22 protein-coding genes are annotated in these 22165 nt (G+C 60.2%); 9 read left to right on the forward strand and 13 right to left on the reverse strand.

Annotation, left to right across the window (positions count from 1 at the left end):
* The first annotated feature begins 54 nt into the window (after window positions 1-54).
* Genes ACYZT1_RS21755 through lnt form a run of 4 tightly spaced genes read left to right on the forward strand, consistent with a single transcriptional unit; the run spans window position 55 to window position 3931 of the window.
* Window positions 55-1059: a PhoH family protein gene (locus tag ACYZT1_RS21755; RefSeq protein WP_462016657.1), complete on the forward strand. Its 1005-nt coding sequence runs from the start codon at window positions 55-57 to the stop codon at window positions 1057-1059.
* On the forward strand, window positions 1052-1546 hold the full coding sequence (ybeY, locus tag ACYZT1_RS21760; RefSeq protein WP_462016658.1) for an rRNA maturation RNase YbeY: 495 nt from the start codon (window positions 1052-1054) through the stop codon (window positions 1544-1546). Before ACYZT1_RS21755 ends, ybeY begins: the two co-directional genes overlap by 8 nt.
* 5 nt (window positions 1547-1551) lie before the next feature.
* Entirely contained in the window at window positions 1552-2391 is an 840-nt protein-coding gene (locus ACYZT1_RS21765) for an HlyC/CorC family transporter (protein ID WP_462016659.1), read from the forward strand.
* Window positions 2392-2407: 16 nt separating this feature from the next.
* A complete protein-coding gene (gene lnt / locus ACYZT1_RS21770; RefSeq protein ID WP_462016660.1) occupies window positions 2408-3931 on the forward strand; it encodes an apolipoprotein N-acyltransferase in 1524 nt (507 codons plus the stop codon).
* A 23-nt stretch (window positions 3932-3954) separates the two neighbouring features.
* Here lnt and ACYZT1_RS21775 read toward each other — a convergent pair whose 3' ends face one another.
* Window positions 3955-4716: a YdcF family protein gene (locus ACYZT1_RS21775; protein WP_462016661.1), complete on the reverse strand. Its 762-nt coding sequence runs from the start codon at window positions 4714-4716 to the stop codon at window positions 3955-3957.
* A gap of 89 nt (window positions 4717-4805) precedes the next feature.
* On the reverse strand, window positions 4806-5144 hold the full coding sequence (locus ACYZT1_RS21780; protein ID WP_462016662.1) for a hypothetical protein: 339 nt from the start codon (window positions 5142-5144) through the stop codon (window positions 4806-4808).
* Between the two features lie 279 nt (window positions 5145-5423).
* On the opposite strand from ACYZT1_RS21780, the gene leuS reads away from it, so the two are divergent.
* From leuS to ACYZT1_RS21805, 5 genes are all read left to right on the forward strand, one after another.
* Complete coding sequence (gene leuS / locus ACYZT1_RS21785) at window positions 5424-8030, forward strand: leucine--tRNA ligase (RefSeq protein ID WP_462016663.1); 2607 nt, start codon at window positions 5424-5426, stop codon at window positions 8028-8030.
* 88 nt (window positions 8031-8118) lie between these two features.
* Window positions 8119-8724, forward strand: coding sequence for an LPS-assembly lipoprotein LptE (locus ACYZT1_RS21790; RefSeq protein ID WP_462016664.1), 606 nt, complete (start codon window positions 8119-8121; stop codon window positions 8722-8724).
* A 39-nt stretch (window positions 8725-8763) separates the two neighbouring features.
* On the forward strand, window positions 8764-9801 hold the full coding sequence (holA, locus tag ACYZT1_RS21795; protein WP_462016665.1) for a DNA polymerase III subunit delta: 1038 nt from the start codon (window positions 8764-8766) through the stop codon (window positions 9799-9801).
* 193 nt (window positions 9802-9994) lie between these two features.
* Window positions 9995-10159, forward strand: a complete 165-nt coding sequence (gene arfA / locus ACYZT1_RS21800; RefSeq protein WP_462016666.1) for an alternative ribosome rescue factor ArfA — start codon at window positions 9995-9997, stop codon at window positions 10157-10159.
* Window positions 10160-10221: 62 nt separating this feature from the next.
* Complete coding sequence (locus ACYZT1_RS21805; protein WP_462016667.1) at window positions 10222-11544, forward strand: lytic murein transglycosylase; 1323 nt, start codon at window positions 10222-10224, stop codon at window positions 11542-11544.
* A 64-nt stretch (window positions 11545-11608) separates the two neighbouring features.
* Here the strand turns inward: ACYZT1_RS21805 and ACYZT1_RS21810 are convergent, their stop codons facing one another.
* The 11 genes from ACYZT1_RS21810 to rsfS all read right to left on the reverse strand — a co-directional run bounded on the left by ACYZT1_RS21810 (window position 11609) and on the right by rsfS (window position 22146).
* On the reverse strand, window positions 11609-12559 hold the full coding sequence (locus tag ACYZT1_RS21810; protein WP_462016668.1) for a S66 peptidase family protein: 951 nt from the start codon (window positions 12557-12559) through the stop codon (window positions 11609-11611).
* A gap of 156 nt (window positions 12560-12715) precedes the next feature.
* Complete coding sequence (lipA, locus tag ACYZT1_RS21815; RefSeq protein ID WP_462016669.1) at window positions 12716-13738, reverse strand: lipoyl synthase; 1023 nt, start codon at window positions 13736-13738, stop codon at window positions 12716-12718.
* Window position 13739: 1 nt separating this feature from the next.
* Window positions 13740-14396 (reverse strand): lipoyl(octanoyl) transferase LipB, encoded by a 657-nt coding sequence (gene lipB / locus ACYZT1_RS21820; RefSeq protein ID WP_462016670.1) that lies wholly within the window; start codon window positions 14394-14396, stop codon window positions 13740-13742.
* Window positions 14396-14671 (reverse strand): DUF493 domain-containing protein, encoded by a 276-nt coding sequence (locus ACYZT1_RS21825; protein ID WP_008152827.1) that lies wholly within the window; start codon window positions 14669-14671, stop codon window positions 14396-14398. Before ACYZT1_RS21825 ends, lipB begins: the two co-directional genes overlap by 1 nt.
* Before the next feature lie 80 nt (window positions 14672-14751).
* A complete protein-coding gene (locus tag ACYZT1_RS21830; protein WP_462016671.1) occupies window positions 14752-15909 on the reverse strand; it encodes a D-alanyl-D-alanine carboxypeptidase family protein in 1158 nt (385 codons plus the stop codon).
* Window positions 15910-16090: 181 nt separating this feature from the next.
* The gene (locus ACYZT1_RS21835; protein ID WP_462016672.1) at window positions 16091-17107 is read right to left on the reverse strand and encodes a septal ring lytic transglycosylase RlpA family protein; all 1017 of its coding nucleotides are present in this window, start codon (window positions 17105-17107) and stop codon (window positions 16091-16093) included.
* Complete coding sequence (gene mltB / locus ACYZT1_RS21840) at window positions 17107-18117, reverse strand: lytic murein transglycosylase B (protein ID WP_462016673.1); 1011 nt, start codon at window positions 18115-18117, stop codon at window positions 17107-17109. The genes ACYZT1_RS21835 and mltB overlap by 1 nt, the downstream gene beginning before the upstream one ends.
* A gap of 17 nt (window positions 18118-18134) precedes the next feature.
* Window positions 18135-19238 (reverse strand): rod shape-determining protein RodA, encoded by a 1104-nt coding sequence (gene rodA, locus ACYZT1_RS21845; RefSeq protein ID WP_462019302.1) that lies wholly within the window; start codon window positions 19236-19238, stop codon window positions 18135-18137.
* Window positions 19239-19269: 31 nt separating this feature from the next.
* On the reverse strand, window positions 19270-21165 hold the full coding sequence (mrdA, locus tag ACYZT1_RS21850; RefSeq protein ID WP_462016674.1) for a penicillin-binding protein 2: 1896 nt from the start codon (window positions 21163-21165) through the stop codon (window positions 19270-19272).
* A 9-nt stretch (window positions 21166-21174) separates the two neighbouring features.
* Window positions 21175-21642 carry a 23S rRNA (pseudouridine(1915)-N(3))-methyltransferase RlmH gene (gene rlmH, locus ACYZT1_RS21855; protein ID WP_415759000.1) on the reverse strand — a complete coding sequence of 156 codons (468 nt, stop codon included), beginning with the start codon at window positions 21640-21642 and terminating at the stop codon, window positions 21175-21177.
* A 9-nt stretch (window positions 21643-21651) separates the two neighbouring features.
* Window positions 21652-22146, reverse strand: coding sequence for a ribosome silencing factor (rsfS, locus tag ACYZT1_RS21860; RefSeq protein ID WP_462016675.1), 495 nt, complete (start codon window positions 22144-22146; stop codon window positions 21652-21654).
* Between the last annotated feature and the right edge of the window lie 19 nt (window positions 22147-22165).

The raw sequence follows: 22165 nt of genomic DNA on the forward strand, positions 1-22165 counted from the left end.
CACTGGCGTTATCCTTGATTCATCTTAATTGCCCCAGGGCGGCTAAATACGACCTTGAACGCACCCATAGAACCACATCGTTTCATCCTCGAGCCTTTTGAAGCTCGCCGCTTCGCCAATCTGTGCGGGCAATTCGACGAGCATCTGCGCTTGATCGAACAGCGCCTGACCATCGAGATCCGCAACCGCGGAAACCAGTTCGAGCTGATCGGCGATCCCAAACACACCACCTCCGCGGAAAACCTTCTGCGCCGCCTGTACCGGGAAACCAAAGGTACCGAGCTGTCGCCGGATATGGTCCACCTGTTCCTGCAGGAATCGACCGTTGAAGAGCTGGACAACGTGTCTCCCTCCGAGCCCTCAGTCGCCCTGCGCACCAAAAAAGGCATGATTCGCCCTCGCGGCTTGAATCAGCTGCGCTACGTCAAGGAGGTGCTCGGTAACGACATCAACTTCGGCATCGGCCCGGCCGGCACCGGCAAGACGTATCTGGCCGTTGCCTGCGCCGTCGATGCGCTGGAGCGTGAGCAGATCCGCCGTATTCTGCTGGTGCGCCCGGCGGTTGAAGCGGGCGAAAAGCTCGGTTTCCTGCCCGGCGACCTGTCGCAGAAAATCGACCCGTACCTGCGCCCGCTCTACGACGCACTGTACGAAATGCTCGGCTTCGAACACGTGGCCAAGCTGATCGAGCGCCAGGTGATTGAAGTGGCTCCGCTGGCGTATATGCGCGGTCGCACACTGAACAACAGCTTCATCATTCTCGACGAAAGCCAGAACACCACTGTCGAGCAGATGAAAATGTTTCTGACCCGTATCGGCTTCGGCTCTACTGCGGTGATCACCGGTGACATCACTCAGGTCGACTTGCCGAAAGGCACCAAGTCCGGCCTGCACCATGTGATTGAAGTGCTGAAAGACGTGCCGGGCATCAGTTTCACGCATTTCCAGCCCAAAGACGTGGTGCGCCACCCACTGGTGCAGCGCATTGTCGAAGCTTATGAGCGCTTCGAAAATCGCGAGGCCGAGCCAGCGCCCAAGGACAGCCGCCGCGATGCTTGAGCTTGATCTGCAACTGGCGAGTGAAGCAGCTGTGCCAAGTGAAGCCGAGTTTCGCCAATGGTGCGAACTCGCGCTGCGCCAACGTACTGCCGACTCCGAGATGACCATTCGTCTGGTCGATGAAGCTGAAGCCCGGGAGCTGAATCACACCTGGCGACAGAAAGATTACGCCACCAACGTCCTGTCGTTCCCTGCTGACGTGCCTGATGAGTTTCTCGACATTCCACTGCTGGGCGATCTGGTGATCTGCGTGGCGGTGGTCGAGCGCGAAGCGGCCGAGCAGCGCAAGGAGTCGAAGGCGCATTGGGCTCATCTGGTGATTCACGGCTGTTTGCATCTGCTCGGTTACGACCATATGGATGACGACGAAGCCGAAGAGATGGAAGCGCTGGAACAATCGTTGCTAGCGGAGTTGGGCTACCCCGACCCGTATGCGGACGACGAAACTGACACATCCCCTATCGTTACAACAAAGGATTCAGAGTAATCGCTATGAGCGAAGATCGATCGAGCAGCGGGCAAAAGTCATGGCTGGGTAAACTCACCCAGGCGTTTGCCCACGAGCCGAAAAACCGTCAGGAGCTGCTGGAGCTGCTGCGCGATGCACACCGGAACAAACTGTTGGACAGCGAAGCGCTGGCCATTGTCGAGGGCGCCATTCAGGTTGCCGACCTGCAGGTTCGGGACATCATGGTCCCGCGTTCGCAGATGATCAGCATCAAGGCGACCCAGACTCCCCGCGAATTCCTTCCGGCCGTGGTCGACTCGGCTCACTCGCGTTACCCGGTCATCGGCGAAAGCCACGATGACGTGATGGGCGTCTTGCTGGCCAAGGATCTGCTGCCGCTGATCCTCAAGGAAAACGGCGACAGCTTCAACATCAAGGATTTGCTGCGACCGGCCACTTTCGTGCCCGAATCGAAGCGTCTGAATGTGCTGTTGCGCGAATTTCGCGCCAACCACAACCACATGGCCATCGTCATCGACGAATACGGCGGCGTGGCCGGCCTGGTGACGATCGAAGATGTATTGGAACAGATCGTCGGCGATATCGAAGACGAGCATGACGTCGAAGAAGACAGCTACATCAAACCACTGCCCAGCGGCGACTTCCTCGTAAAAGCGCTCACGCCGATCGAAAACTTCAACGAGTTCTTCGACAGCGAGTTCTCCAACGACGAATTCGACACGGTCGGCGGTCTGGTGATGAGCGCGTTCGGGCACTTGCCAAAGCGCAACGAAATCACTGAAATCGGCCCGTATCGCTTCCGCATCCTGAACGCCGACAGCCGTCGGATCCACTTGCTGCGCCTGACGCCGATCGCTCGATAAAAAACCAAGGAAAGAAATGCGCTGGATAACCCGCCCCGGCTGGCCCGGTAATCTGCTGGCCGTGGCGGCCGGTGCAATCACCACCCTGGCGCTCGCGCCGTTCGATATCTGGCCGCTGGCATTGCTCGCGGTCGGCTTGTTCTATGCCGGTTTGCGCGAGCTGAATCCTCGTCAGGCCCTGGGCCGTGGCTGGTGTTTCGGGTTCGGCCTGTTCGGTGCCGGGACCAGCTGGATTTACTACAGCATTCATAACTTCGGCGGCGCCTCGGTGTTGCTGGCCGGTTTCCTGATGTTGCTGTTCACTGCCGCGATTGCCTGGTTCTTCGCGCTGCCCGCGTGGATATGGGCGCGCTGGTTGCGCCGCAATGAAGCGCCGCTGGCCGATGCGCTGGCGTTTGCTGCGTTGTGGGTGGGTCAGGAAGCCTTTCGCGGCTGGTTCCTGACCGGTTTCCCGTGGCTTTATTCCGGTTATAGCCAGCTTGACGGCCCGCTGACAGGACTCGCGCCGGTGGGCGGCATGTGGCTGATTTCTTTTACACTGGCATTGACGGCTGCGCTGATCTTCAACGGTTCACGGCTGGTGCGTACAGCTCGCAAAGGCTTCATTGCGGCGGGCGTATTGTTGCTGGCCGGCCCTTGGGTCGCCGGTATCGCGCTCAAGGAACACGCCTGGACCAGCCCGTCGGGTGACCCCCTGAGTGTTGCGGCCATTCAGGGCAATATCGAACAAAGCATGAAGTGGGACCCGGCGCAGCTCAACGCGCAGCTGGCGCTGTATCGCGACATGAGTTTCAGCTCCAAACGCGTCGATCTGCTGATCTGGCCGGAAACCGCCGTGCCAGTGCTCAAAGAGTCCGCCGAGGGCTACCTGAACATGATGGGAAACTTCGCCGCAGAGCGTAACAGCGCACTGATTACCGGCGTTCCGATCCGTCAGGAGCTGAACCATCAGAAGCGTTTCTTCAATGGCATCACGGTCACCGGTGAAGGCGAAGGCACTTACCTCAAGCAGAAACTGGTGCCGTTCGGCGAATACGTGCCGCTGCAGGACGTGTTGCGCGGCCTGATCGCCTTCTTCGATCTGCCGATGTCGGACTTCGCTCGCGGCCCTGCAAATCAGCCGATGTTGCAAGCCAAGGGCTATCAGATTGCGCCGTTCATCTGCTACGAAGTGGTGTACCCGGAATTTGCCGCCAGCCTCGCCGCTCGCAGCGATCTGTTGCTGACCATCAGCAATGACACCTGGTTCGGCACCTCCATCGGACCGCTGCAACATTTGCAGATGGCACAGATGCGAGCGCTTGAGGCCGGACGCTGGATGATTCGCGCCACCAACAACGGCGTGACCGGCCTGATCAACCCGTTCGGGCAGATTACCGCGCAGATCCCGCAATTCGAACGCGGCATTCTTTACGGGGAGGTGGTGCCGATGCACAACCTCACACCGTACCTTCAGTGGCGTTCGTGGCCATTGATTGTTGTCTGCGTGTTGCTGTTTGGCTGGGCGCTGGTGGCTAACCGGATGGCGAAGACCGTTTAGATTTCAGGTGCGTCTTTTGATATTCACCGGTAGAACAACCAATACCCGAGCTGTCCGACCGCTTCATTGATCAACTGCCCACTGCGCCGTACCGATTTGGCGTCAGGCATCCAGCCCCCCAACGGCTCGGCATTGCTCACGCTTAAAAAGCCCATCGGCGCCGGCACTACTTCGAACCCTGCCTGCTGGAAACTCCAGACCGAGCGGGACATGTGCCACGCCTGCGTCACCACCACCACGCGTTTAATGCCTTGCGGCAATAACATCTCGGCACTGAACTGCGCGTTTTCCCATGTGGTGCGGCTGCGCTCTTCCTGCCAGCGTACCGTTACGCCGAAATCCTCACGTAACGAATCCGCCATTAAACGCGCTTCGCTTGGCGGTGTGCCGTAGTGCAGACCACCCGTGGTGAGGATCGGCAAACCGGACGCCTTGGCGAGGCGCGCGGCATAGCGCTCGCGATCCAGCGCCACGTCGGTGGGCTGATCGCTGCCCCAGGCGGGGTCGCCACGTTCTCGGCCAGAGCCGAGCACGATGATCGCGTCGGCACGCTGCGCCAGAGTCGCCCATTCATCGCGACTCAATGGCGGATCACGTTCAAGCGCTTTGGCGCCCCATTCCACCGCAATTGGCAGGCTCATCACCCAGAAGCCGCCCAGCCCCAGCGCAAAGCAGACACCGGCAAGACGGGGCCTGGACCGGCGAAACCACCACGCCAGTGCCAGCAGCAACAATAAAATGCCGGGCGGCATCAGCAGGTGTTTAACGAAATAACGAAAAGGCATCGAGCATCTCCAGAAGATGCCCGAAGCCTAAGTGGGTTTGATGCAAGGCGACAACAGATGTGCAGCAACTGTGCTGAATAAAACCATGATTATGGTTTCAGAAGCCCTTGCCTGAATGGCACGGACCGGCCCTTCACCGCGTCCCTGCCAGACTGCTTGTCCTTGAGCCAGATGATCTTGGCCGAACGTGGTGCGTCGAGTTGCTTCAAGGCTTGCGACAAGCATCCCTGTGTCTCACGTTCGCTGCGGTCGAGATAAGCCCTGACCAGTTCAAACTCTGCAGCGCTCAAACCACGCAATTCCAGCTCCAGGGGGCGTTCATCACGCAGGCGCCCAGCCGTTTTGGCCGCGTCCAGGGCCATGCCCAAACGATCAATCAGTCTTTCGTACAGCTCCGGTTTTGAAACTTTTCGCTGTGACTCAACCATCCCTCACCTCATTGAAGATAAGTCTTGCTCCCCATTTAGAGCTTAGCCTCCATCAACAAACCGGCTGAGTGCCGCGACCAACGGCCCCCGCGGCAGATTTCCAGGGACCTGCGGCGCTAATCAGGGTTTCCCTCCGTGGAGCGCGGTCATGTATGCTACGGCGCTTCCTGTAACTCCACTTCCAGCTCGCCTGGGCAGCGAAACGCCGATTTGGCGTGATCAGCCTCAAGCGTCGCATTGAAGAGGATTAGGCCACCCCTATTCAGTTCAAAAGTAGCCATGCACGAACAATATCAGCCCCGTGAAATCGAAGCCGCCGCCCAGTCGTTCTGGGACGAGCAAAAGTCCTTTGAAGTCAGTGAACAGCCAGGCAAGGAAACCTTCTACTGCCTGTCGATGTTCCCTTACCCCAGCGGCAAGCTACACATGGGGCACGTGCGCAACTACACCATCGGCGACGTGATCTCGCGCTATCAGCGCATGCTGGGCAAGAACGTTCTGCAACCCATGGGTTGGGACGCCTTCGGCATGCCGGCGGAAAACGCCGCGATGAAGAACAACGTAGCGCCCGCCAAATGGACCTACGAAAACATCGCCTACATGAAAACCCAGCTGCGCAGCCTGGGCCTGGCGGTGGACTGGTCCCGCGAAGTGACCACCTGCAAGCCCGATTACTACCGCTGGGAACAATGGCTGTTCACCCGCCTGTTCGAAAAAGGCGTGATCTACAAGAAAAGCGGCACCGTGAACTGGGACCCGGTCGACCAGACCGTTCTGGCCAACGAGCAAGTGATCGACGGCCGCGGCTGGCGTTCCGGCGCGCTGATCGAAAAGCGCGAAATCCCGATGTACTACTTCAAGATCACCGCTTACGCGGATGAACTGCTGGAGAGCCTGGATGAACTGACTGGCTGGCCTGAACAGGTCAAGACCATGCAGCGCAACTGGATCGGCAAATCCCGCGGCATGGAAGTGCAGTTCCCGTACAACGTCGATTCCATCGGCGAAAGCGGCACGCTGAAAGTCTTCACCACCCGTCCGGACACCCTGATGGGCGCGACTTACGTTGCCGTGGCCGCCGAACACCCGCTCGCCACCCTGGCAGCGCAAAACAATCCCGAGCTGCAAGCGTTCATCGCTGAATGCAAGGGCGGCAGCGTTGCTGAAGCCGACGTCGCCACTCAAGAGAAAAAAGGCCTGCCGACTTCGCTGTTCGTCGAGCACCCGTTGACCGGCGAGAAGCTGCCGGTGTGGGTCGCCAACTACGTGCTGATGCATTACGGCGACGGCGCGGTGATGGCGGTGCCGGCGCACGACGAACGCGATTTCGAATTTGCGACCAAGTACAACCTGCCGATCAAGTCCGTGGTGCGCACCCGTTCCGGTGACAGCAATCCGGCTCCGTGGCAGGACGCGTATGGCGAACACGGCACGCTGATCAATTCCGGCGAGTTCGACGGTCTCGATTTCGCCGGTGCGTTCGACGCCATGGAAGTCGCGCTGATCAGGAAAAACCTCGGTGCTTCGCGCACTCAGTTCCGCTTGCGCGACTGGGGCATCAGCCGTCAGCGCTATTGGGGCTGCCCGATCCCGATCATTCACTGCCAATCCTGCGGTGATGTGCCGGTTCCGGAAGACCAGTTGCCCGTCGTTCTGCCCGAAGACGTGGTGCCGGACGGCGCCGGTTCGCCACTGGCGCGCATGCCTGAATTCTACGAGTGCCAGTGCCCGAAATGCGGCGCGCCGGCCAAGCGTGAAACCGACACCATGGACACCTTCGTCGAGTCTTCGTGGTACTACGCCCGCTACGCCTCGCCGCACCATGAAGGCGGCCTGGTGGAAAAATCCGCGGCCGACCATTGGCTGCCGGTCGATCAGTACATCGGCGGCATCGAGCACGCGATTCTTCACCTGCTCTACGCGCGCTTCTTTCACAAGCTGATGCGCGACGAAGGTCTGGTGAGTTCAAACGAACCGTTCAAGAACCTGCTGACCCAAGGCATGGTGATCGCCGAAACTTATTACCGTCGGGAAGCCAACGGTGCTTACACATGGTTCAACCCGGCGGACGTCGAGCTAGAGCGCGACAGCAAGGCCAAGGTCATCAGCGCCAGATTGATCGCCGACGGCTTGCCGGTGGAGATCGGTGGCACCGAGAAAATGGCCAAGTCGAAGAACAACGGCGTTGACCCACAGTCGATGATTGATCAGTTCGGCGCAGACACTTGCCGACTGTTCATGATGTTCGCATCGCCACCCGACATGAGTGCGGAATGGTCCGACTCCGGCGTGGAAGGCTCGCACCGTTTCCTCAAACGCGTCTGGCGTCTGGCCCAGGCCCACGTCACTCAGGGTCTGCCGGGTAAACTCGACCTCGCTAGCCTGAACGATGAGCAGAAAGCCGTTCGACGTTCGATTCACCAGGCGATCAAGCAGGCCAGCCACGACGTCGGCCAGAACCACAAATTCAACACCGCCATTGCCCAGGTGATGACGCTGATGAACGTGCTGGAAAAAGCCCCGCAAAGCACCGGGCAGGATCGCGCACTGATTCACGAAGGTCTGGAAAGCGTGGTCTTGCTGCTGGCACCGATTACGCCGCACATCAGTCACGAGCTGTGGAAGCAACTGGGCCACAGTGACCCGGTGATCGATGCGGGCTGGCCGGTGCTGGACGAAAGCGCCCTGGTGCAGGACACCCTGCAGCTTGTCATCCAGGTGAACGGCAAGCTGCGCGGGCACATCGAGATGCCGGCCAGTGCCAGCCGCGAAGAAGTCGACGCCGCCGCACGGGCCAACGAGAACGTGCTGCGTTTTGTCGACGGCCTGACCATTCGTAAAGTGATCGTAGTGCCCGGGAAACTGGTCAATATCGTCGCCAGCTAATTGGAGCAGGCGCCAGGCGATGCCTGGCGCCGAGTAAAACCTTTCGGGCCGCACGGTCGGCCCACCTGGTTTCAAGGGGAGCAACAAGATGATCAAACGCAATTTGCTGGTGATGGGCCTTGCGGTCCTGTTGAGCGCCTGCGGTTTCCAGCTGCGCGGCACCGGCACCACTGAACTGGCGATCAAGGAACTCGACCTGAGCGCCCGCAACGCCTACGGCGAAACCGTGACCCAGCTGCGCCAGATGCTGGAAGGCAGCGGCGTCAAGGTTTATAGCGGCGCGCCTTACAAGCTGGTACTGACCGATGAGCAGGAATCCCAGCGCATCCTCAGCTACGCCGGCGCCGGTCGTACTGGTGAGTACCAATTGAATTCGGTATTGAGCTACGACATCCGTGGTCAGGGCAATCTGCCGCTGCTGAGCGACAAGCTTGAAGTGCAGAAAGTCTTCATTCACGATGGCAACAACCTGGCGGGTTCCGACCAGGAAGCCAGCGATGTGCGCAAGCAGATCCGTCGCGAGCTGATTCAACGCATGATGCTGCGCCTGCAACAGTTGACGCCGACTCAGCTGGATCAGTTGCAGCAAACGGCTGAAGCCCGGGCAAAAGCCGACGCCGATGCCCTTGAAGCTGCGCAGAAGGCTGAAGCGGAAACGCCGCGCCAGTCGCCTGTCGAACTGCCGCAGCAGTAAGACTTGCGGGGCGCTCAGGCGCCCCGCTTGCCCTCTCTTATGAAACTCGCTCCCGCCCAACTCGGCAAACACCTGCAAGGCGCGCTCGCGCCGGTCTATATCATCAGTGGCGATGACCCGCTGTTGTGCCAGGAAGCCGCCGACGCCATTCGCACTGCTGCTCGTCAGCAAGGCTTCGACGAACGTCAGGTCTTTGCCGCCGACGCCAGCTTCGACTGGGGAACGTTGCTGCAAGCGGGCGCAAGCATGTCGCTGTTCGCGGAAAAGCGCCTGCTGGAACTGCGCCTGCCTTCCGGCAAGCCAGGCGACAAAGGTGCCGCGGCTTTCATCGAATACTGTTCGCGACCGGCGCAAGATACGGTGCTGCTCATCAGCCTGCCCAAGCTCGATGGCAGTGCGCAAAAAACCAAATGGGGCAAAGCGCTCGTCGAAGGTCAGCACACTCAGTTCGTGCAGATCTGGCCGGTGGACGCCAACCAGCTGCCGAGCTGGATTCGCCAGCGACTGTCCCAGGCGGGCCTGTCTGCCAGCCAGGATGCCGTGGAATTGATTGCCGCGCGGGTCGAAGGCAATTTGCTGGCCGCTGCCCAGGAAATCGAAAAGCTCAAGCTGATGGCCGATGCCGGTCAGATCACTGTCGAAACCGTGCAGGCGGCGGTGGCTGACAGTGCGCGGTTTGACGTCTTTGGGCTGACCGACGCGATTCTCAACGGTGAAGCGGCGCATGCCTTGCGCATGCTCGAAGGTCTGCGCGGTGAAGGCGTCGAGCCACCGGTGATTCTCTGGGCGCTGGCACGGGAGCTGCGACTGCTGGCCAACCTGTCGTTGCAATACAGCCAGGGTGTGCCGCTGGATAAAGCTTTCAGCTCGGCCCGGCCGCCTGTCTGGGATAAACGCAAACCGCTGATGAGCAAAGCCCTGCAACGTTATTCGGCGCCACGCTGGGCGCAGTTGTTGCTGGAAGCTCAGCGTATCGATGCGCAGATCAAGGGTCAGGCGGCGGGTTCGCCGTGGATGAGTTTGAGCCGGTTGGCGTTATTGATGGCCGGCCAGAGGTTGTCATTGCCCGCGGAGTAAGATCAAAAGATCGCAGCCTCGTTTCACTCGACAGCGCCTACAGGATCGCGCATTCCCTTGTAGGAGCTGTCGAGTGAAACGAGGCTGCGATCTTTTGCCCTACAAAATCTACCCGCTTTTGTCCTATAGACAGACACTACAGTTCGGCAGATCATTTTCCCCGCAAAAACCCACTCAATCGAGAGACTTGTTCATGAGCAAAAAGCCATCCAAAAATGGCCGCAACAAGGCCAAATCCATCATCGCCCAGCCACTGTTCCGCAGCCGTCAGGAACGCGCCGGCAAGGGTAAAGGCAGCTACCGCCGCGAAGCCTTCCAGTCTGATAGCTGGGAGGCTTCTTACTTTCTGGCGGCCTGAAAGGCAAGCCATCGCGCAACATGTTAAGGTCTGCACCTGATCCGTATTCCCTGGACCCGTGCATGCCCTTTTGTATTTCCCGACGTTGGCACCTGCGCCAATTGATTGCAGCCTCCAGCCTGGCTCTGCTTGTCGCCTGCGCGGAGAAGCCCACCGCCGCCGACGCCCAACCTCTCAAGACACTTCCCGTCGCGACAGCTCCTGCGGTGATTCCTCCCGTGGTACCGACCGGTGACGACCTCGACCTGCAGCCGACCCAGACCTTCGCCGAATGGCAGGCCGGGTTCCGCAAGGACGCCCTGGCCGCCGGCATTCGTGCCGACCTGTTCGATCGTGCATTTGCCAATCTCAGCGTCGACAACAGCGTGATTCGCGCCGACCGCAGCCAGCCGGAATTTTCCCGGCCAGTATGGGAATACCTCGACGGTGCCTTATCGCCGTTGCGGGTGCGCAAAGGTCAGGCGCTGGTCAGCCAGTATGCCGACATCCTGCAAAGCATCGAGCAGCGCTATGGCGTTGATCGCCAGGCGCTCGTCTCGGTATGGGGCATGGAGAGCAATTTTGGTCAGTTCCAGGGTAGCAAGTCGGTGATCAATTCCCTTGCGACGCTGGCGTATGAGGGCCGGCGGCCGGGCTTCGCCCATGCGCAATTGATCGCAGCCCTGCAGATTCTGCAGCAGGGTGACATCGAGCCCGAGAAGATGCTGGGTTCGTGGGCCGGCGCGATGGGGCAAACCCAGTTCATTCCGACCACCTACAACACTCACGCCGTGGATTTCGACGGCGACGGCCGCCGCGACATCTGGGGCAGCCCCGCCGATGCACTGGCGTCGACCGCGCACTATCTGCAGAGCTCGGGCTGGCAACGCGGCCAACCGTGGGGCTTTGAAGTGCAACTGGCGAGTGACTTCGACTACGTGTTGGCCGACGGCACGATTCGCAAGACCGTCGCCGAATGGCGCCAACTGGGTGTGACGCTGCCCAATGCTGCCAAGCCTCCGGCGGGTTCGGAAAACCTCTCCGCCGCGTTGCTGCTGCCAGCGGGGTATCGCGGCCCGGCGTTTTTGGTCCTCGACAACTTCCGCGCGATTCTCAAGTACAACAACTCGTCGTCCTATGCGCTGGCGGTGAGCCTCTTGTCCGAGCGTTTCAGCGGCGGCGGTTTGATCAATGGCGCGTGGCCCAAAGATGATATGCCGCTGAGTCGTACCGAGCGTATCGAACTGCAAACTTTGTTGAGCGCCCAGCAGTACGACGCCGGGACAGCCGATGGCATCATCGGTGCCAACACGCGCAAGGCAATCCGTAGCGCCCAGCAATCGTTCGGCTGGCCGGCGGATGGCTATCCGACGCACAAGTTGCTGGAAGGTTTGCGTAACCGCTAAAAGCTTCGCGGGCGGTTCGGCGGTCCGACTTGCCCGCGAAGGCTGACTATCAAGCGGCGAATATCTACCGCCTGACCACCACATCCTGCTCCAGCACCAATTCCTTGTTCCCCGCATCCAGCCGCACCAGTGCCCCCATCGGCAAGGTCAGGTTCGGATTACAATGCCCACTGCGCCATCCGGCCAGCACCGGTATCCGCAAAGGCTCGAAGGTCTGCTTGAGCAAGCGCTCCAGCGCTGACGCCTCAACCCCCGCCACATCCCCCACCAAAACCCCGCGAAGCTTGCCCAACGTGCCTGCAAGCCGCAGATGAGTCAGCATCCGGTCGATGCGATACAGCGGCTCATTAATGTCCTCGATGAACAGGATCACGCCTTCGGCATCCATCTCGTAAGGCGTACCCATGATCGAAGTCACCATCGCCAGATTACCGCCAAGCAAACGCCCGTGAGCGATACCCGGCTCGATCGTGGTCAACGGCCACGCCACTGGATGCGCCAGCAAACTACCGGCCTTCACCTGGCCTCTGAGCATGTTGAAGAAGGACGCTTCGGTGGGCTTTTGCTTGCCACCCAGAAGATCCGCGTTGAGCAGCGGACCATGAAAAGTCACGAACCCGGCATACCGGCTGATGGCAATGTGAAGTGCGGTTATATCGCTGTAGCCAATGAACGGCTTGGCATTGTTCTGCAGCAACTCGAAATCAATGCGGTCGAGTAAACGCGGTGTGCCATAGCCCCCGCGCAGACAAATGATTGCATCGACTTCGCGGTCTTCGAACGCCGCGTGCAGATCATTGAGCCGTACATCGTCGCTGCCGGCGAGGTAGCCATGCGCCTCGTACACCCCAGGGAAAACCCGCAGCGAGTAACCGCGCGTGCGCATCCAGGCGAAAGCTTTCTCGGTATCCAGTGCCGCAGGGCCGGCAGGCGCAATGACGCCGATCAGACCTTCCGATGGCAAGGCTGGTACGGGTATGTGTGGACAAAGGGTGTGGGTCGGTCGAACGGTCATCCATGAATCTCCCTGTGCGATAGTGTCTGGCACACAGTAGTCAGGAACGGGGACAAACAGAAGAGGATCACGCGCCCCGCAGGTTGCAGGAAAATACATCGGCGGCCGTAGGCATCGCCAAAAGCCCGCAAGGCTGAAACCTTGCGGGCTTTTTTATCAGGACGACATCAGCTCGGCCTTGACCAGTTTGGCCTGCTCGTCAGCGTGGTACGAGGAACGCACCAGCGGGCCGGAGGCGACGTTTTTGAAGCCCATCCTGTAACCTTCCTCGGCAAACCAGGCGAAGGTGTCCGGGTGCACAAAACGCTGCACCGGCAAATGGCTGCGCGAAGGCTGCAGGTATTGGCCGAGGGTCAGCATGTCGATGTCATGCTCGCGCATGCGCTTCATGACCTCGATGACTTCCTCGTCGGTTTCGCCCAGCCCCAGCATCAGGCCGGATTTGGTCGGAATGTGCGGCATCATCTGCTTGAAGCGTTGCAGCAAAGTCAGCGACCACTGGTAATCCGAACCCGGACGCGCAGCCTTGTACAGGCGCGGCACGGTTTCCAGGTTGTGGTTGAACACATCCGGCGGCTCGGCTGCGGTGATTTCCAGCGCGACGTCCATGCGGCCACGGTAATCCGGCACCAGGGTTTCGAGCTGAACGTTCGGCGACAGTTTGCGGATCTCGCGGATGCAGTCGGCAAAGTGCTGGGCACCGCCGTCGCGCAGGTCGTCGCGGTCAACCGAGGTGATGACCACGTACTTGAGTTTCAGGTCGGCGATGGCGATGGCCAGGCTTTGCGGCTCGTTGACGTCCAGTGGCTTCGGACGACCGTGGCCAACGTCGCAGAACGGGCAACGACGGGTACAGATGTCACCCATGATCATGAAGGTCGCGGTGCCACCGGAGAAGCATTCGCCCAGGTTCGGGCAGGAGGCCTCTTCACAGACACTGTGCAGCTTGTGTTTGCGCAGCAGCGCCTTGATGCGGTCGACTTCCGGCGAAACCGGGATGCGCACGCGAATCCAGTCAGGTTTCTTCGGCAGTTCGGTCGTCGGGATGATCTTCACCGGGATGCGTGCAACCTTCTCGGCGCCGCGCAGCTTGACGCCGGCTTCAACCTTGGCACGCGGGGCCGGACGCTCGGTGACATCCAGCGTCGGGATCATGGTTTGCACTGCATCAGTAGTCATATCAGTCGATTCCGCCCGTGAGGGTCGTCTGCTCAGCATAGTCGAGGTGTCTGACGAGCTGCGCACGCAGCCGGGCACTTACCTCGGCAAATTCAATCGATCCTGCGTGGTCGCTCAGCTGGGTCATCGCCAGCCCGGCGTAGCCGCAGGGATTAATCCGTCGGAACGGTTCCAGGTTCATGTCCACGTTCAGGGCCAGGCCATGAAAGGAACAGCCGTGACGGATCCGCAAACCCAACGAGGCGATTTTCGCCCCGTCGACGTAGACGCCCGGTGCATCCGCCTTGGCCGCCGCTGTCACGCCATAACTGGCCAACAGTTCGATCAGGCAACACTCCATGCGGGTGACCAGGTCACGCACGCCAAAACCCAGTTTGCGCACGTCGAGCAACAGGTAGGCCACCAGTTGGCCGGGCCCGTGGTAAGTCACCTGACCACCGCGGTCGACCTGTACCACCGGAATATCACCCGCCAGCAGCACGTGCTCGGCCTTGCCGGCCTGACCCTGGGTGAACACCGGCAGGTGCTCGACCAGCCAGATTTCGTCGGCGGCATCACTGCCGCGCTCGCTTCGCTCGTTGGTGAAGCGTTGCATGGCATGCCAGACCGGCTCGTAAGCCATCTGGCCGAGTTCACGAAAGCCCAGCGTGCCAGACATCACAACACCATGTGCACGAAACCGGTAGCGCGCAACTCGCTGTTGATGTCGTACAGCTGTTCCTGGCCGGTGGCGATGATGTGCAGTTGGATAGTGGTGTATTTGCCGTTGGTACTCTGGCGCTCGGCCAGCGTCTTGTGGTCAACGGTCGCGTGTTTTTCGAGGATCGCGATGATCTTGTCTTTGAAACCCACGCCGGTGTCGCCAATTACCTTGATCGGATAATCCGCGCAGGGGAATTCGATCTTTGGCGCCTTTACTTCGGTGTCTGTCATGGCGTAACGGCCTCGTAAGCCGTGGCAACGGACATGCCCCCGCTCCGGACTGGAGCGGGGGCATGCGAGTCCACACTGATTCAGTTGAACAAGCCGTAAAAGAATAGACGGATGCTATCCCACATGCGGCGGAAGATACCACCCTCCTCGACGCCGTCCAGAGCGATCAGGTCGGCGCTGTGCACTACCTTTTCGTCCAGCTTGACTTCGACTTTACCGATCACGTCACCCTTGGCGATGGGTGCCATCAGTTGCGGGTTCATGGTCATGCTGGCGGCGAGTTTCTTCAGCTGGCCCTTCGGCAGGGTCATGGTCAGGTCTTGGGCCAGGCCGGCCTTGACTTGATTGGTGGTGCCCTTCCAGACCGGCGCCTGAGCCAGCTCGGTGCCTTTCTGATAGAAGGTTTGGGTTTCGAAGAAACGGAAACCGTAGGTCAGCAGCTTCTGGGTTTCAGACGCACGCGCCACTTCGCTGTTGGTGCCGAACACCACGGCGATCAGGCGCATGCCGTCCCGCACAGCCGAAGACACCATGCAGTAGCCGGCCTCGTCGGTGTGGCCGGTTTTCAGACCGTCGACGGTCTTGTCACGCCACAGCAACAGGTTGCGGTTAGGTTGCTTGATGCCGTTCCAGAAGAACTCTTTCTGCGAGTAGATGGCGTAGTGCGCCGGGTCTTCGTGGATGATCGCCCGAGCCAGCACGGCCATATCGTGAGCCGACGAGTAATGCTCAGGGTTCGGCAGACCGGTCGGGTTCATGAAGTGGCTGTTGGTCATGCCCAGGTCGGCCACGGTTTTGTTCATCATGTCGGCGAACGCGTCTTCGCTGCCGGCGATGTGCTCGGCGAGCGCAACACTGGCGTCGTTGCCCGACTGAATGATGATGCCGTGCAGCAGGTCGCTCACAGTCACCTGCGTTCCAACCTTGATGAACATCCGCGAACCGCCGGTGCGCCAGGCGTTTTCGCTAACGGTCACCGGGTCGTTTTCGCCGATCTGGCCACGACGGATTTCCAGGGTCGCGAGGTACGCGGTCATCAGCTTGGTCAGGCTGGCCGGCGGCAGACGCTGGTCACCGTTGTTCTCGACCAGCACGTTACCGCTGCTGGCATCCATGAGCACATAGGACTTGGCAGCCAGTTGAGGTGGCGACGGCATCATCTCGACCGCGAAAGCGGCAGGCGAGAGGAGCAGCGGGACTAACAGGCAAAGGCGTTTGGCAAAGGTGGTGATGTTCATCCGTCTCTCGAAATCGCTAATGGAAACTGCCCGAGGGCAAAACTAATCAGATGACCTTCTATCGGGCCATCGCGTGTTCAGTCGTTCACTCATAACCCTTGCCGGGCTTTTGTTCTTCAGCGAGCCAACAACCCGGTTCACCCCCCAAATCGCAAGTGAACCGTCAATCAGGTGCTACGTATTACTCGGCGGTGACCACACTCGGCGAACCGAGATTGGCCAGGCGCACGCTGTTCTGCACTTGCTGGATTTCATTCGGCGAGCCGATCGGCCCGAGGCGAACCCGGTGCAAGGTCTGCTGGTTACGCACGATCGAACTGATGAACACCGGAGCGCTCACCATCCCGCTGAGCTTCGATCTCAGGAGTTCTGCAGCGTCCGGGTTGGCGAACGCGCCCACCTGCAGATACTGGCCAGACGCTGGTACAGAAGCGTTTTTTTTTGCGTCGATCTGCACGGGCACAACGGCCGCCGCGTGTTGCTGCGGCGGAGGTGTCCACTGCTCGACGGTGCCGGTTGAAGCGGTCAGCGCCGGGGCGCTATTTTGCGCAATTTTCGGCTCGTTCAGCATCAAAGGCGCCGGGCGACCTTTCGCGGCCCACCACTGTTGAGGATCGATGCCTTCAACCTTGACCCGCGCGGTACCGGTTTCGGCATAGCCCAGTTTTTTTGCGGCGGCATACGACAAGTCGATGATCCTGTCGGAGTAGAACGGGCCACGGTCGTTCACGCGCAGGACAACAGTCTTGTTGTTGTCCAGGTTGGTCACACGAACGTAACTGGGCAATGGCAATGTCTTGTGTGCGGCACTCATGCCGTACAGGTCATAGACCTCGCCGTTGGCCGTGTTCTGCCCGTGAAACTTGGTGCCATACCAGGACGCCGTGCCCGAGGCGACGTAGGTTTTCGATTCTTGCAGCGGGAAATAAGTCTTGCCCAACACGGTGTACGGGTTGGCTTTATAAGGACCGCTGTGCAGGGTCGGCGTGGCATCCGGGATACGCGAAACATCCACGTCCCACCACGGCGCGCCATCTTTGTGGGCGCGGTTGATGTCCAGCCCCGGCGTTGCGCGTACAGCCGTGGGAGAAGACTTTGTCGGCGTCGGCGAGCGGCTGGTCGTACAGCTGGCAACCAGTAGCGCCAAGCCGGCGAACGCCATCAGCTTCAGGGGTTTATTCATAGGCAATGCCCGCATTACTTGACGCCCCGTGCTTGGACCAGCTGTTCAGACAGTTGATGTACGGCCATGGCGTACATCACGCTGCGGTTATAACGCGTGATTGCGTAAAAATTCTTCAGGCCCATCCAGTTCTCAGGACCCTTGTCACCTTCCAGTCGGAACGCAGTGACCGGCATATCATCGCGCAGCGCATCATGACTTGACCACCCCAACGCCCGCAACTCCCCGACGGTTTTAGTCGGTTCGATGCCTGTGGTCAAACCTTCGTCGGCCTGCTCGCCCTGCACATCGGCGCGACTGACCACGGGTTCGCCGGCCACCCAGCCATGACGTTTGAAATAACTGGCAACACTGCCGATGGCGTCGTCCGGGTTGGTCCAGATATTGATGTGACCGTCCCCGTCAAAGTCCACTGCATAGGCGCGGAAGCTGCTCGGCATGAACTGCGGCAGCCCCATCGCCCCGGCGTAGGAGCCTTTGAGGGTCAGCGGATCAACCTGTTCTTCGCGCGCCAGCAGGAGGAATTCGCGCAGTTCCTTGCGGAAGAATTCAGCGCGCGGAGGATAGTCGAAGCCGAGGGTGGACAGTGCATCGATCACCCGGAAATTGCCGGTATTGCGGCCAAAAAAGGTCTCGACGCCGATGATCGACACGATGACCTGCGCCGGAACGCCGTATTCCTGCTCAGCCCGGGCCAACACTGCTTCGTGCTGGCGCCAGAAGTCCACACCGCGGGCGATGCGCGCGTCAGTGATGAACATCGGCCGGTATTCTTTCCACTGTTTGACCCGCTCGGCGGGTCTGGAAATGGCATCAAGAATCGACTGCTTGCGCTCGGCTTCACGCAAAACGCCCATCAGTTGTTCGCCGGCAAAACCATAGTCGCGGGTCAGTTCCCCAACGAATTCGGCCACCTGGGGTGAACCTTCGTAATCGCCGGCCGCCGCTTCCCGCGCAGTGCCAAGGATGCTCACCAGACCGACCCACGGCGCGTATCGAGTCGCCCAGCCACGCATTACTTGCATTGAACTCTTCACCTTATTCAAACCTGTGCGATCCACTTACGATGGGTATGGATCGACATCAAAACCCCAAACGCCGACAGTAGCGTCACCAGCGAAGTTCCTCCGTAGCTAATGAACGGCAACGGCACCCCCACAACCGGCAACAGGCCACTGACCATACCGATGTTGACGAAAACGTAAACAAAAAACGTCATGGTCAACGCTCCGGCGAGCAATTTGCCGAACAATGTCTGGGCCTGGGCGGTAATCACCAGCCCGCGACCGATCAATAACAGGTAAATCAGCAGCAGTGCGCAGATGCCCACCAGGCCGAACTCTTCACCCATGACCGCAATGATGAAGTCCGTATGGCTCTCCGGCAGGAAGTCCAGGTGCGACTGGGTGCCCAGCAGCCAGCCCTTGCCGAATACGCCGCCGGAGCCGATGGCGGCTTTCGACTGGATGATGTTCCAGCCAGTGCCAAGCGGATCGCTTTCCGGGTCGAGAAACGTCAGGACGCGCTGCTTCTGGTAGTCATGCATGACGAAGTACCACATGGCGATCGCCACGGGCACGGTGGCGGCCAGTACGCTCATAATCCAGCGCCAGCGCAGGCCACCCATGAACAGCACGAACGCGCCGCCCGCCAGAATCAGCAACGACGTGCCGAGGTCGGGCTGGCGCACAATCAGGATAAATGGCAACCCGATCAGAAACAGGCTCACGCCGACATGCTTGAGCTGCGGCGGCAATGTGCGTTTGGACAGATACCAGGCAATCATCGCCGGCATCAGGATCTTCATGAATTCCGAAGGCTGAAACCGGATCACTCCGGGGATGTTGATCCAGCGCGTGGCGCCCATGGCGTTGTGGCCCATGACATCCACCACCACCAGCAACAGCACGCCGATCACATAACCAACCGGTACCCAGCGGGCCATGAAGCGCGGCTCGAATTGAGCAATGACGATCATCGACACCAGACCGATGCCGAACGATGTGGCTTGCTTGGCCAGCAAATCCCAACTCTTGCCGCTGGCCGAATAAAGAACGAACAGGCTGCCGGCGGCCAGTATCAGCAGCAGAATCAGCAACGGCCCGTCGATGTGCAGGCGTTGCAATAGCGTCGCACGTCGACGCATCACATCCTCGCTGGAGAGGATGCGATCAAAATTACTCTTCACGGGCCGTAGCCTCCGCACTGATAGGGCTGGCGTATTCGGCCTTGAGGTGGCCGTCCTGATCCAGCAGCCAGGCGTCCATGATCTGACGCACCACCGGCGCAGCGACACCGGAACCGGACTCGCCGTTTTCGACCATCACCGACACCACGATCTTCGGGTTGTCGGCCGGCGCGAAGCCGACGAACAAGGCGTGGTCACGGTGGCGCTCCTGAACCTTGGAGCGGTCGTATTTCTCACCCTGCTTGATCGCCACCACCTGGGCCGTACCACTTTTACCGGCAATGCGGTATTGCGCACCGATTGCCGCTTTGCGCGCGGTACCCCGGGCGCCGTGCATGACCTGTTGCATGCCGTGGTTGACCTTGGTCCAGTCCGACGGGTCGCGCAGGATGATGTTCGGCATCGGGTTGTCATCCTTCGGCCGCTCGCCTTCAACAGTCTTCGCCAGGTGCGGCCGGTTCCAGATGCCTTTGTTGGCCACCAGCGCCGTGGCCTGGGCCAGTTGCAGCGGCGTCGATTGCATGTAGCCCTGGCCGATCCCCAGAATCAGCGTTTCGCCCGGGAACCACGCCTGACGCCGGGTCGCGCGCTTCCATTCCCTCGTCGGCATCAGCCCCGCCGACTCTTCGAACATGTCCAGCGAGACCTTCTGGCCGATGCCGAACTTGCTCATGTAGGCGGACAACCGATCAATTCCCAGCTTGTGCGCCAGGTCGTAGAAATAGGTGTCGTTGGAACGCATGATCGCCGTGTCGAGATCAACGTAGCCGTCACCGCTGCGGTTCCAGTTACGGTATTTGTGGTCGTAATTGGGCAATTGGTAATAGCCGGGATCGTAGACCCGACTCGATGCGGTCACGACGCCCGCGTCCAGGCCGGCAATTGCCACTGCCGGTTTGATCGTCGAACCCGGCGGGTACAGACCGCGCAGTACGCGGTTGAACAGCGGCCGGTCGATGGAGTCGCGCAGCTCGGCATAGGCCTTGAAGCTGATGCCGGTGACGAACAGGTTCGGATCGAAACTCGGCTGGCTGACCATCGCCAGCACTTCGCCGGTCGCCGGATCCAGCGCCACCACGGCACCACGGCGTCCGCCCAGCGCAGCTTCGGCGGCTTCCTGCAATTTGATGTCCAGGCTCAGGACGATGTCCTTGCCGGGAATCGGATCGGTCCGCTTGAGCACCCGCAGGACGCGGCCTCGAGCGTTGGTTTCGACTTCTTCGTAACCCACCTGGCCATGCAGTTCGGGCTCGTAGAAACGCTCGATGCCGGTTTTACCGATATGGTGAGTGCCGCTGTAATTGACCGGATCGAGTGACTTCAGCTCTTTCTCGTTGATCCGCCCCATGTAGCCCACCGAATGCGCAAAATGGGCGCCCTGCGGATAATGCCGCACCAGTTGCGCAACCACTTCCACGCCGGGCAGACGGAACTGGTTCACGGCGACACGGGCGATCTGCTCTTCGGTCAATTCGAACAGGATAGGCACCGGTTCGAACGGTCGACGCCCCTGGCGCATGCGTTTTTCGAAGATCACCCGATCTTCCGGCGTCAGCTCAAGCACCTCCACAATGACGTCCAGCACTTGCTGCCAATTGCCGGAGCGCTCGCGGGTCATGCTCAGGCTGAAGCTCGGTCGGTTGTCGGCCACCACCACGCCATTGCGGTCGAAGATCAACCCGCGGGTCGGCGGAATCGGCTGCACATGGACACGGTTGTTTTCCGACAGGGTCGAGTGATACTCGTACTGGATCACCTGCAGGAAATACAGCCGAGCGATCAGCACACAAATCAGCGCCACCACCGCAATTGCCCCGAACACAACGCGGCCACGCACCAGACGGGCGTCTTTTTCGTGGTCCTTGATGCGGATCGGCTGGGGCATGAGGCAGAGCTACTTGTGGTAGGGGTGGCCGGACAGAACTGTCCAGGCACGATACAACTGTTCACCGATCAGAATCCGCACCAACGGGTGCGGCAACGTCAACGCAGAGAGCGACCAGCGCTGATCGGCACGGGCACAGACTTCCGGCGCCAGCCCTTCGGGGCCGCCGACCATGAAATTGACCGTGCGCGAGTCCAGCCGCCAGCGGTCGAGTTCGACCGCCAGTTGCTCGGTGCTCCAGGGCTTGCCGTGCACTTCGAGGGTAACAACCCGCTCGTTCGGCCCGACCTTGGCCAGCATGGCCTCGCCTTCCTGACGGATGAAGCGCGCCACGTCGGCGTTCTTGCCGCGGGTGTTGAGCGGTATTTCCACCAGTTCCAGCGCCAGCTCGGACGGAAGACGCTTGGCATATTCATGCCAGCCTTCTTCCACCCATTTGGGCATGCGTGAACCGACGGCGATCAGTCGCAGTCGCACAGCGGGCCCTTATTGCTGGTCTTTGTTGAGCTTGGTGAAGTGCTCATGGGTGTTTTCCGGGCTGTGGTGAGCAGCGCTGGCCGAACGGCTTTGCTCGGCGCCGGCCCACAGGCGTTCCAGGTCATAGAACTGGCGTGCAGAGGCGGTCATCATGTGCACGATGACATCGTCCATGTCCAGCAGAACCCAGTCGCTGTCGCCTTTGCCTTCTTCACCCAGTGGCTTGACGCCCTGGGCTTTGACGGCTTCGCGAACCTTGTCGAGCATCGCGCCGATCTGGCGGTTGGACGTACCCGTGGCGATGATCATGAAATCAGTGATGCTCTGCTTCTCACGAACGTCGATCACCTGGATGTCCTGGGCCTTGACGTCTTCCAGGGCTGCAACGGCAACCTTGACCAGCTCTTCGCCAACCAGTGCCACGCCAGTTGGCGCCTCTACCGGCAACGGGGCGCTCTTGAACGTGCCTTTGCGCTTTACTTTGGTTTGGTCTTTGTCAGTCATATAAAACTCGTTTTGCTCG

This window comes from Pseudomonas sp. PB3P13 (genome assembly GCF_054897735.1).

What these genes read in the sequence shown, in the direction of transcription:
- ybeY (WP_462016658.1), top strand. Translation starts at nt 1,052, where the DNA reads ATGCTTGAGCTTGATCTGCAACTGGCGAGTGAAGCAGCTGTGCCAAGT.
- ACYZT1_RS21765 (WP_462016659.1), top strand. Translation starts at nt 1,552, where the DNA reads ATGAGCGAAGATCGATCGAGCAGCGGGCAAAAGTCATGGCTGGGTAAA.
- lnt (WP_462016660.1), top strand. Translation starts at nt 2,408, where the DNA reads ATGCGCTGGATAACCCGCCCCGGCTGGCCCGGTAATCTGCTGGCCGTG.
- ACYZT1_RS21775 (WP_462016661.1), bottom strand. Translation starts at nt 4,716, where the DNA reads ATGCCTTTTCGTTATTTCGTTAAACACCTGCTGATGCCGCCCGGCATT.
- ACYZT1_RS21780 (WP_462016662.1), bottom strand. Translation starts at nt 5,144, where the DNA reads ATGGTTGAGTCACAGCGAAAAGTTTCAAAACCGGAGCTGTACGAAAGA.
- leuS (WP_462016663.1), top strand. Translation starts at nt 5,424, where the DNA reads ATGCACGAACAATATCAGCCCCGTGAAATCGAAGCCGCCGCCCAGTCG.
- ACYZT1_RS21790 (WP_462016664.1), top strand. Translation starts at nt 8,119, where the DNA reads ATGATCAAACGCAATTTGCTGGTGATGGGCCTTGCGGTCCTGTTGAGC.
- holA (WP_462016665.1), top strand. Translation starts at nt 8,764, where the DNA reads ATGAAACTCGCTCCCGCCCAACTCGGCAAACACCTGCAAGGCGCGCTC.
- arfA (WP_462016666.1), top strand. Translation starts at nt 9,995, where the DNA reads ATGAGCAAAAAGCCATCCAAAAATGGCCGCAACAAGGCCAAATCCATC.
- ACYZT1_RS21805 (WP_462016667.1), top strand. Translation starts at nt 10,222, where the DNA reads ATGCCCTTTTGTATTTCCCGACGTTGGCACCTGCGCCAATTGATTGCA.
- ACYZT1_RS21810 (WP_462016668.1), bottom strand. Translation starts at nt 12,559, where the DNA reads ATGACCGTTCGACCGACCCACACCCTTTGTCCACACATACCCGTACCA.
- lipA (WP_462016669.1), bottom strand. Translation starts at nt 13,738, where the DNA reads ATGACTACTGATGCAGTGCAAACCATGATCCCGACGCTGGATGTCACC.
- lipB (WP_462016670.1), bottom strand. Translation starts at nt 14,396, where the DNA reads ATGTCTGGCACGCTGGGCTTTCGTGAACTCGGCCAGATGGCTTACGAG.
- ACYZT1_RS21825 (WP_008152827.1), bottom strand. Translation starts at nt 14,671, where the DNA reads ATGACAGACACCGAAGTAAAGGCGCCAAAGATCGAATTCCCCTGCGCG.
- ACYZT1_RS21830 (WP_462016671.1), bottom strand. Translation starts at nt 15,909, where the DNA reads ATGAACATCACCACCTTTGCCAAACGCCTTTGCCTGTTAGTCCCGCTG.
- ACYZT1_RS21835 (WP_462016672.1), bottom strand. Translation starts at nt 17,107, where the DNA reads ATGCGGGCATTGCCTATGAATAAACCCCTGAAGCTGATGGCGTTCGCC.
- mltB (WP_462016673.1), bottom strand. Translation starts at nt 18,117, where the DNA reads ATGCAAGTAATGCGTGGCTGGGCGACTCGATACGCGCCGTGGGTCGGT.
- rodA (WP_462019302.1), bottom strand. Translation starts at nt 19,238, where the DNA reads ATGCGTCGACGTGCGACGCTATTGCAACGCCTGCACATCGACGGGCCG.
- mrdA (WP_462016674.1), bottom strand. Translation starts at nt 21,165, where the DNA reads ATGCCCCAGCCGATCCGCATCAAGGACCACGAAAAAGACGCCCGTCTG.
- rsfS (WP_462016675.1), bottom strand. Translation starts at nt 22,146, where the DNA reads ATGACTGACAAAGACCAAACCAAAGTAAAGCGCAAAGGCACGTTCAAG.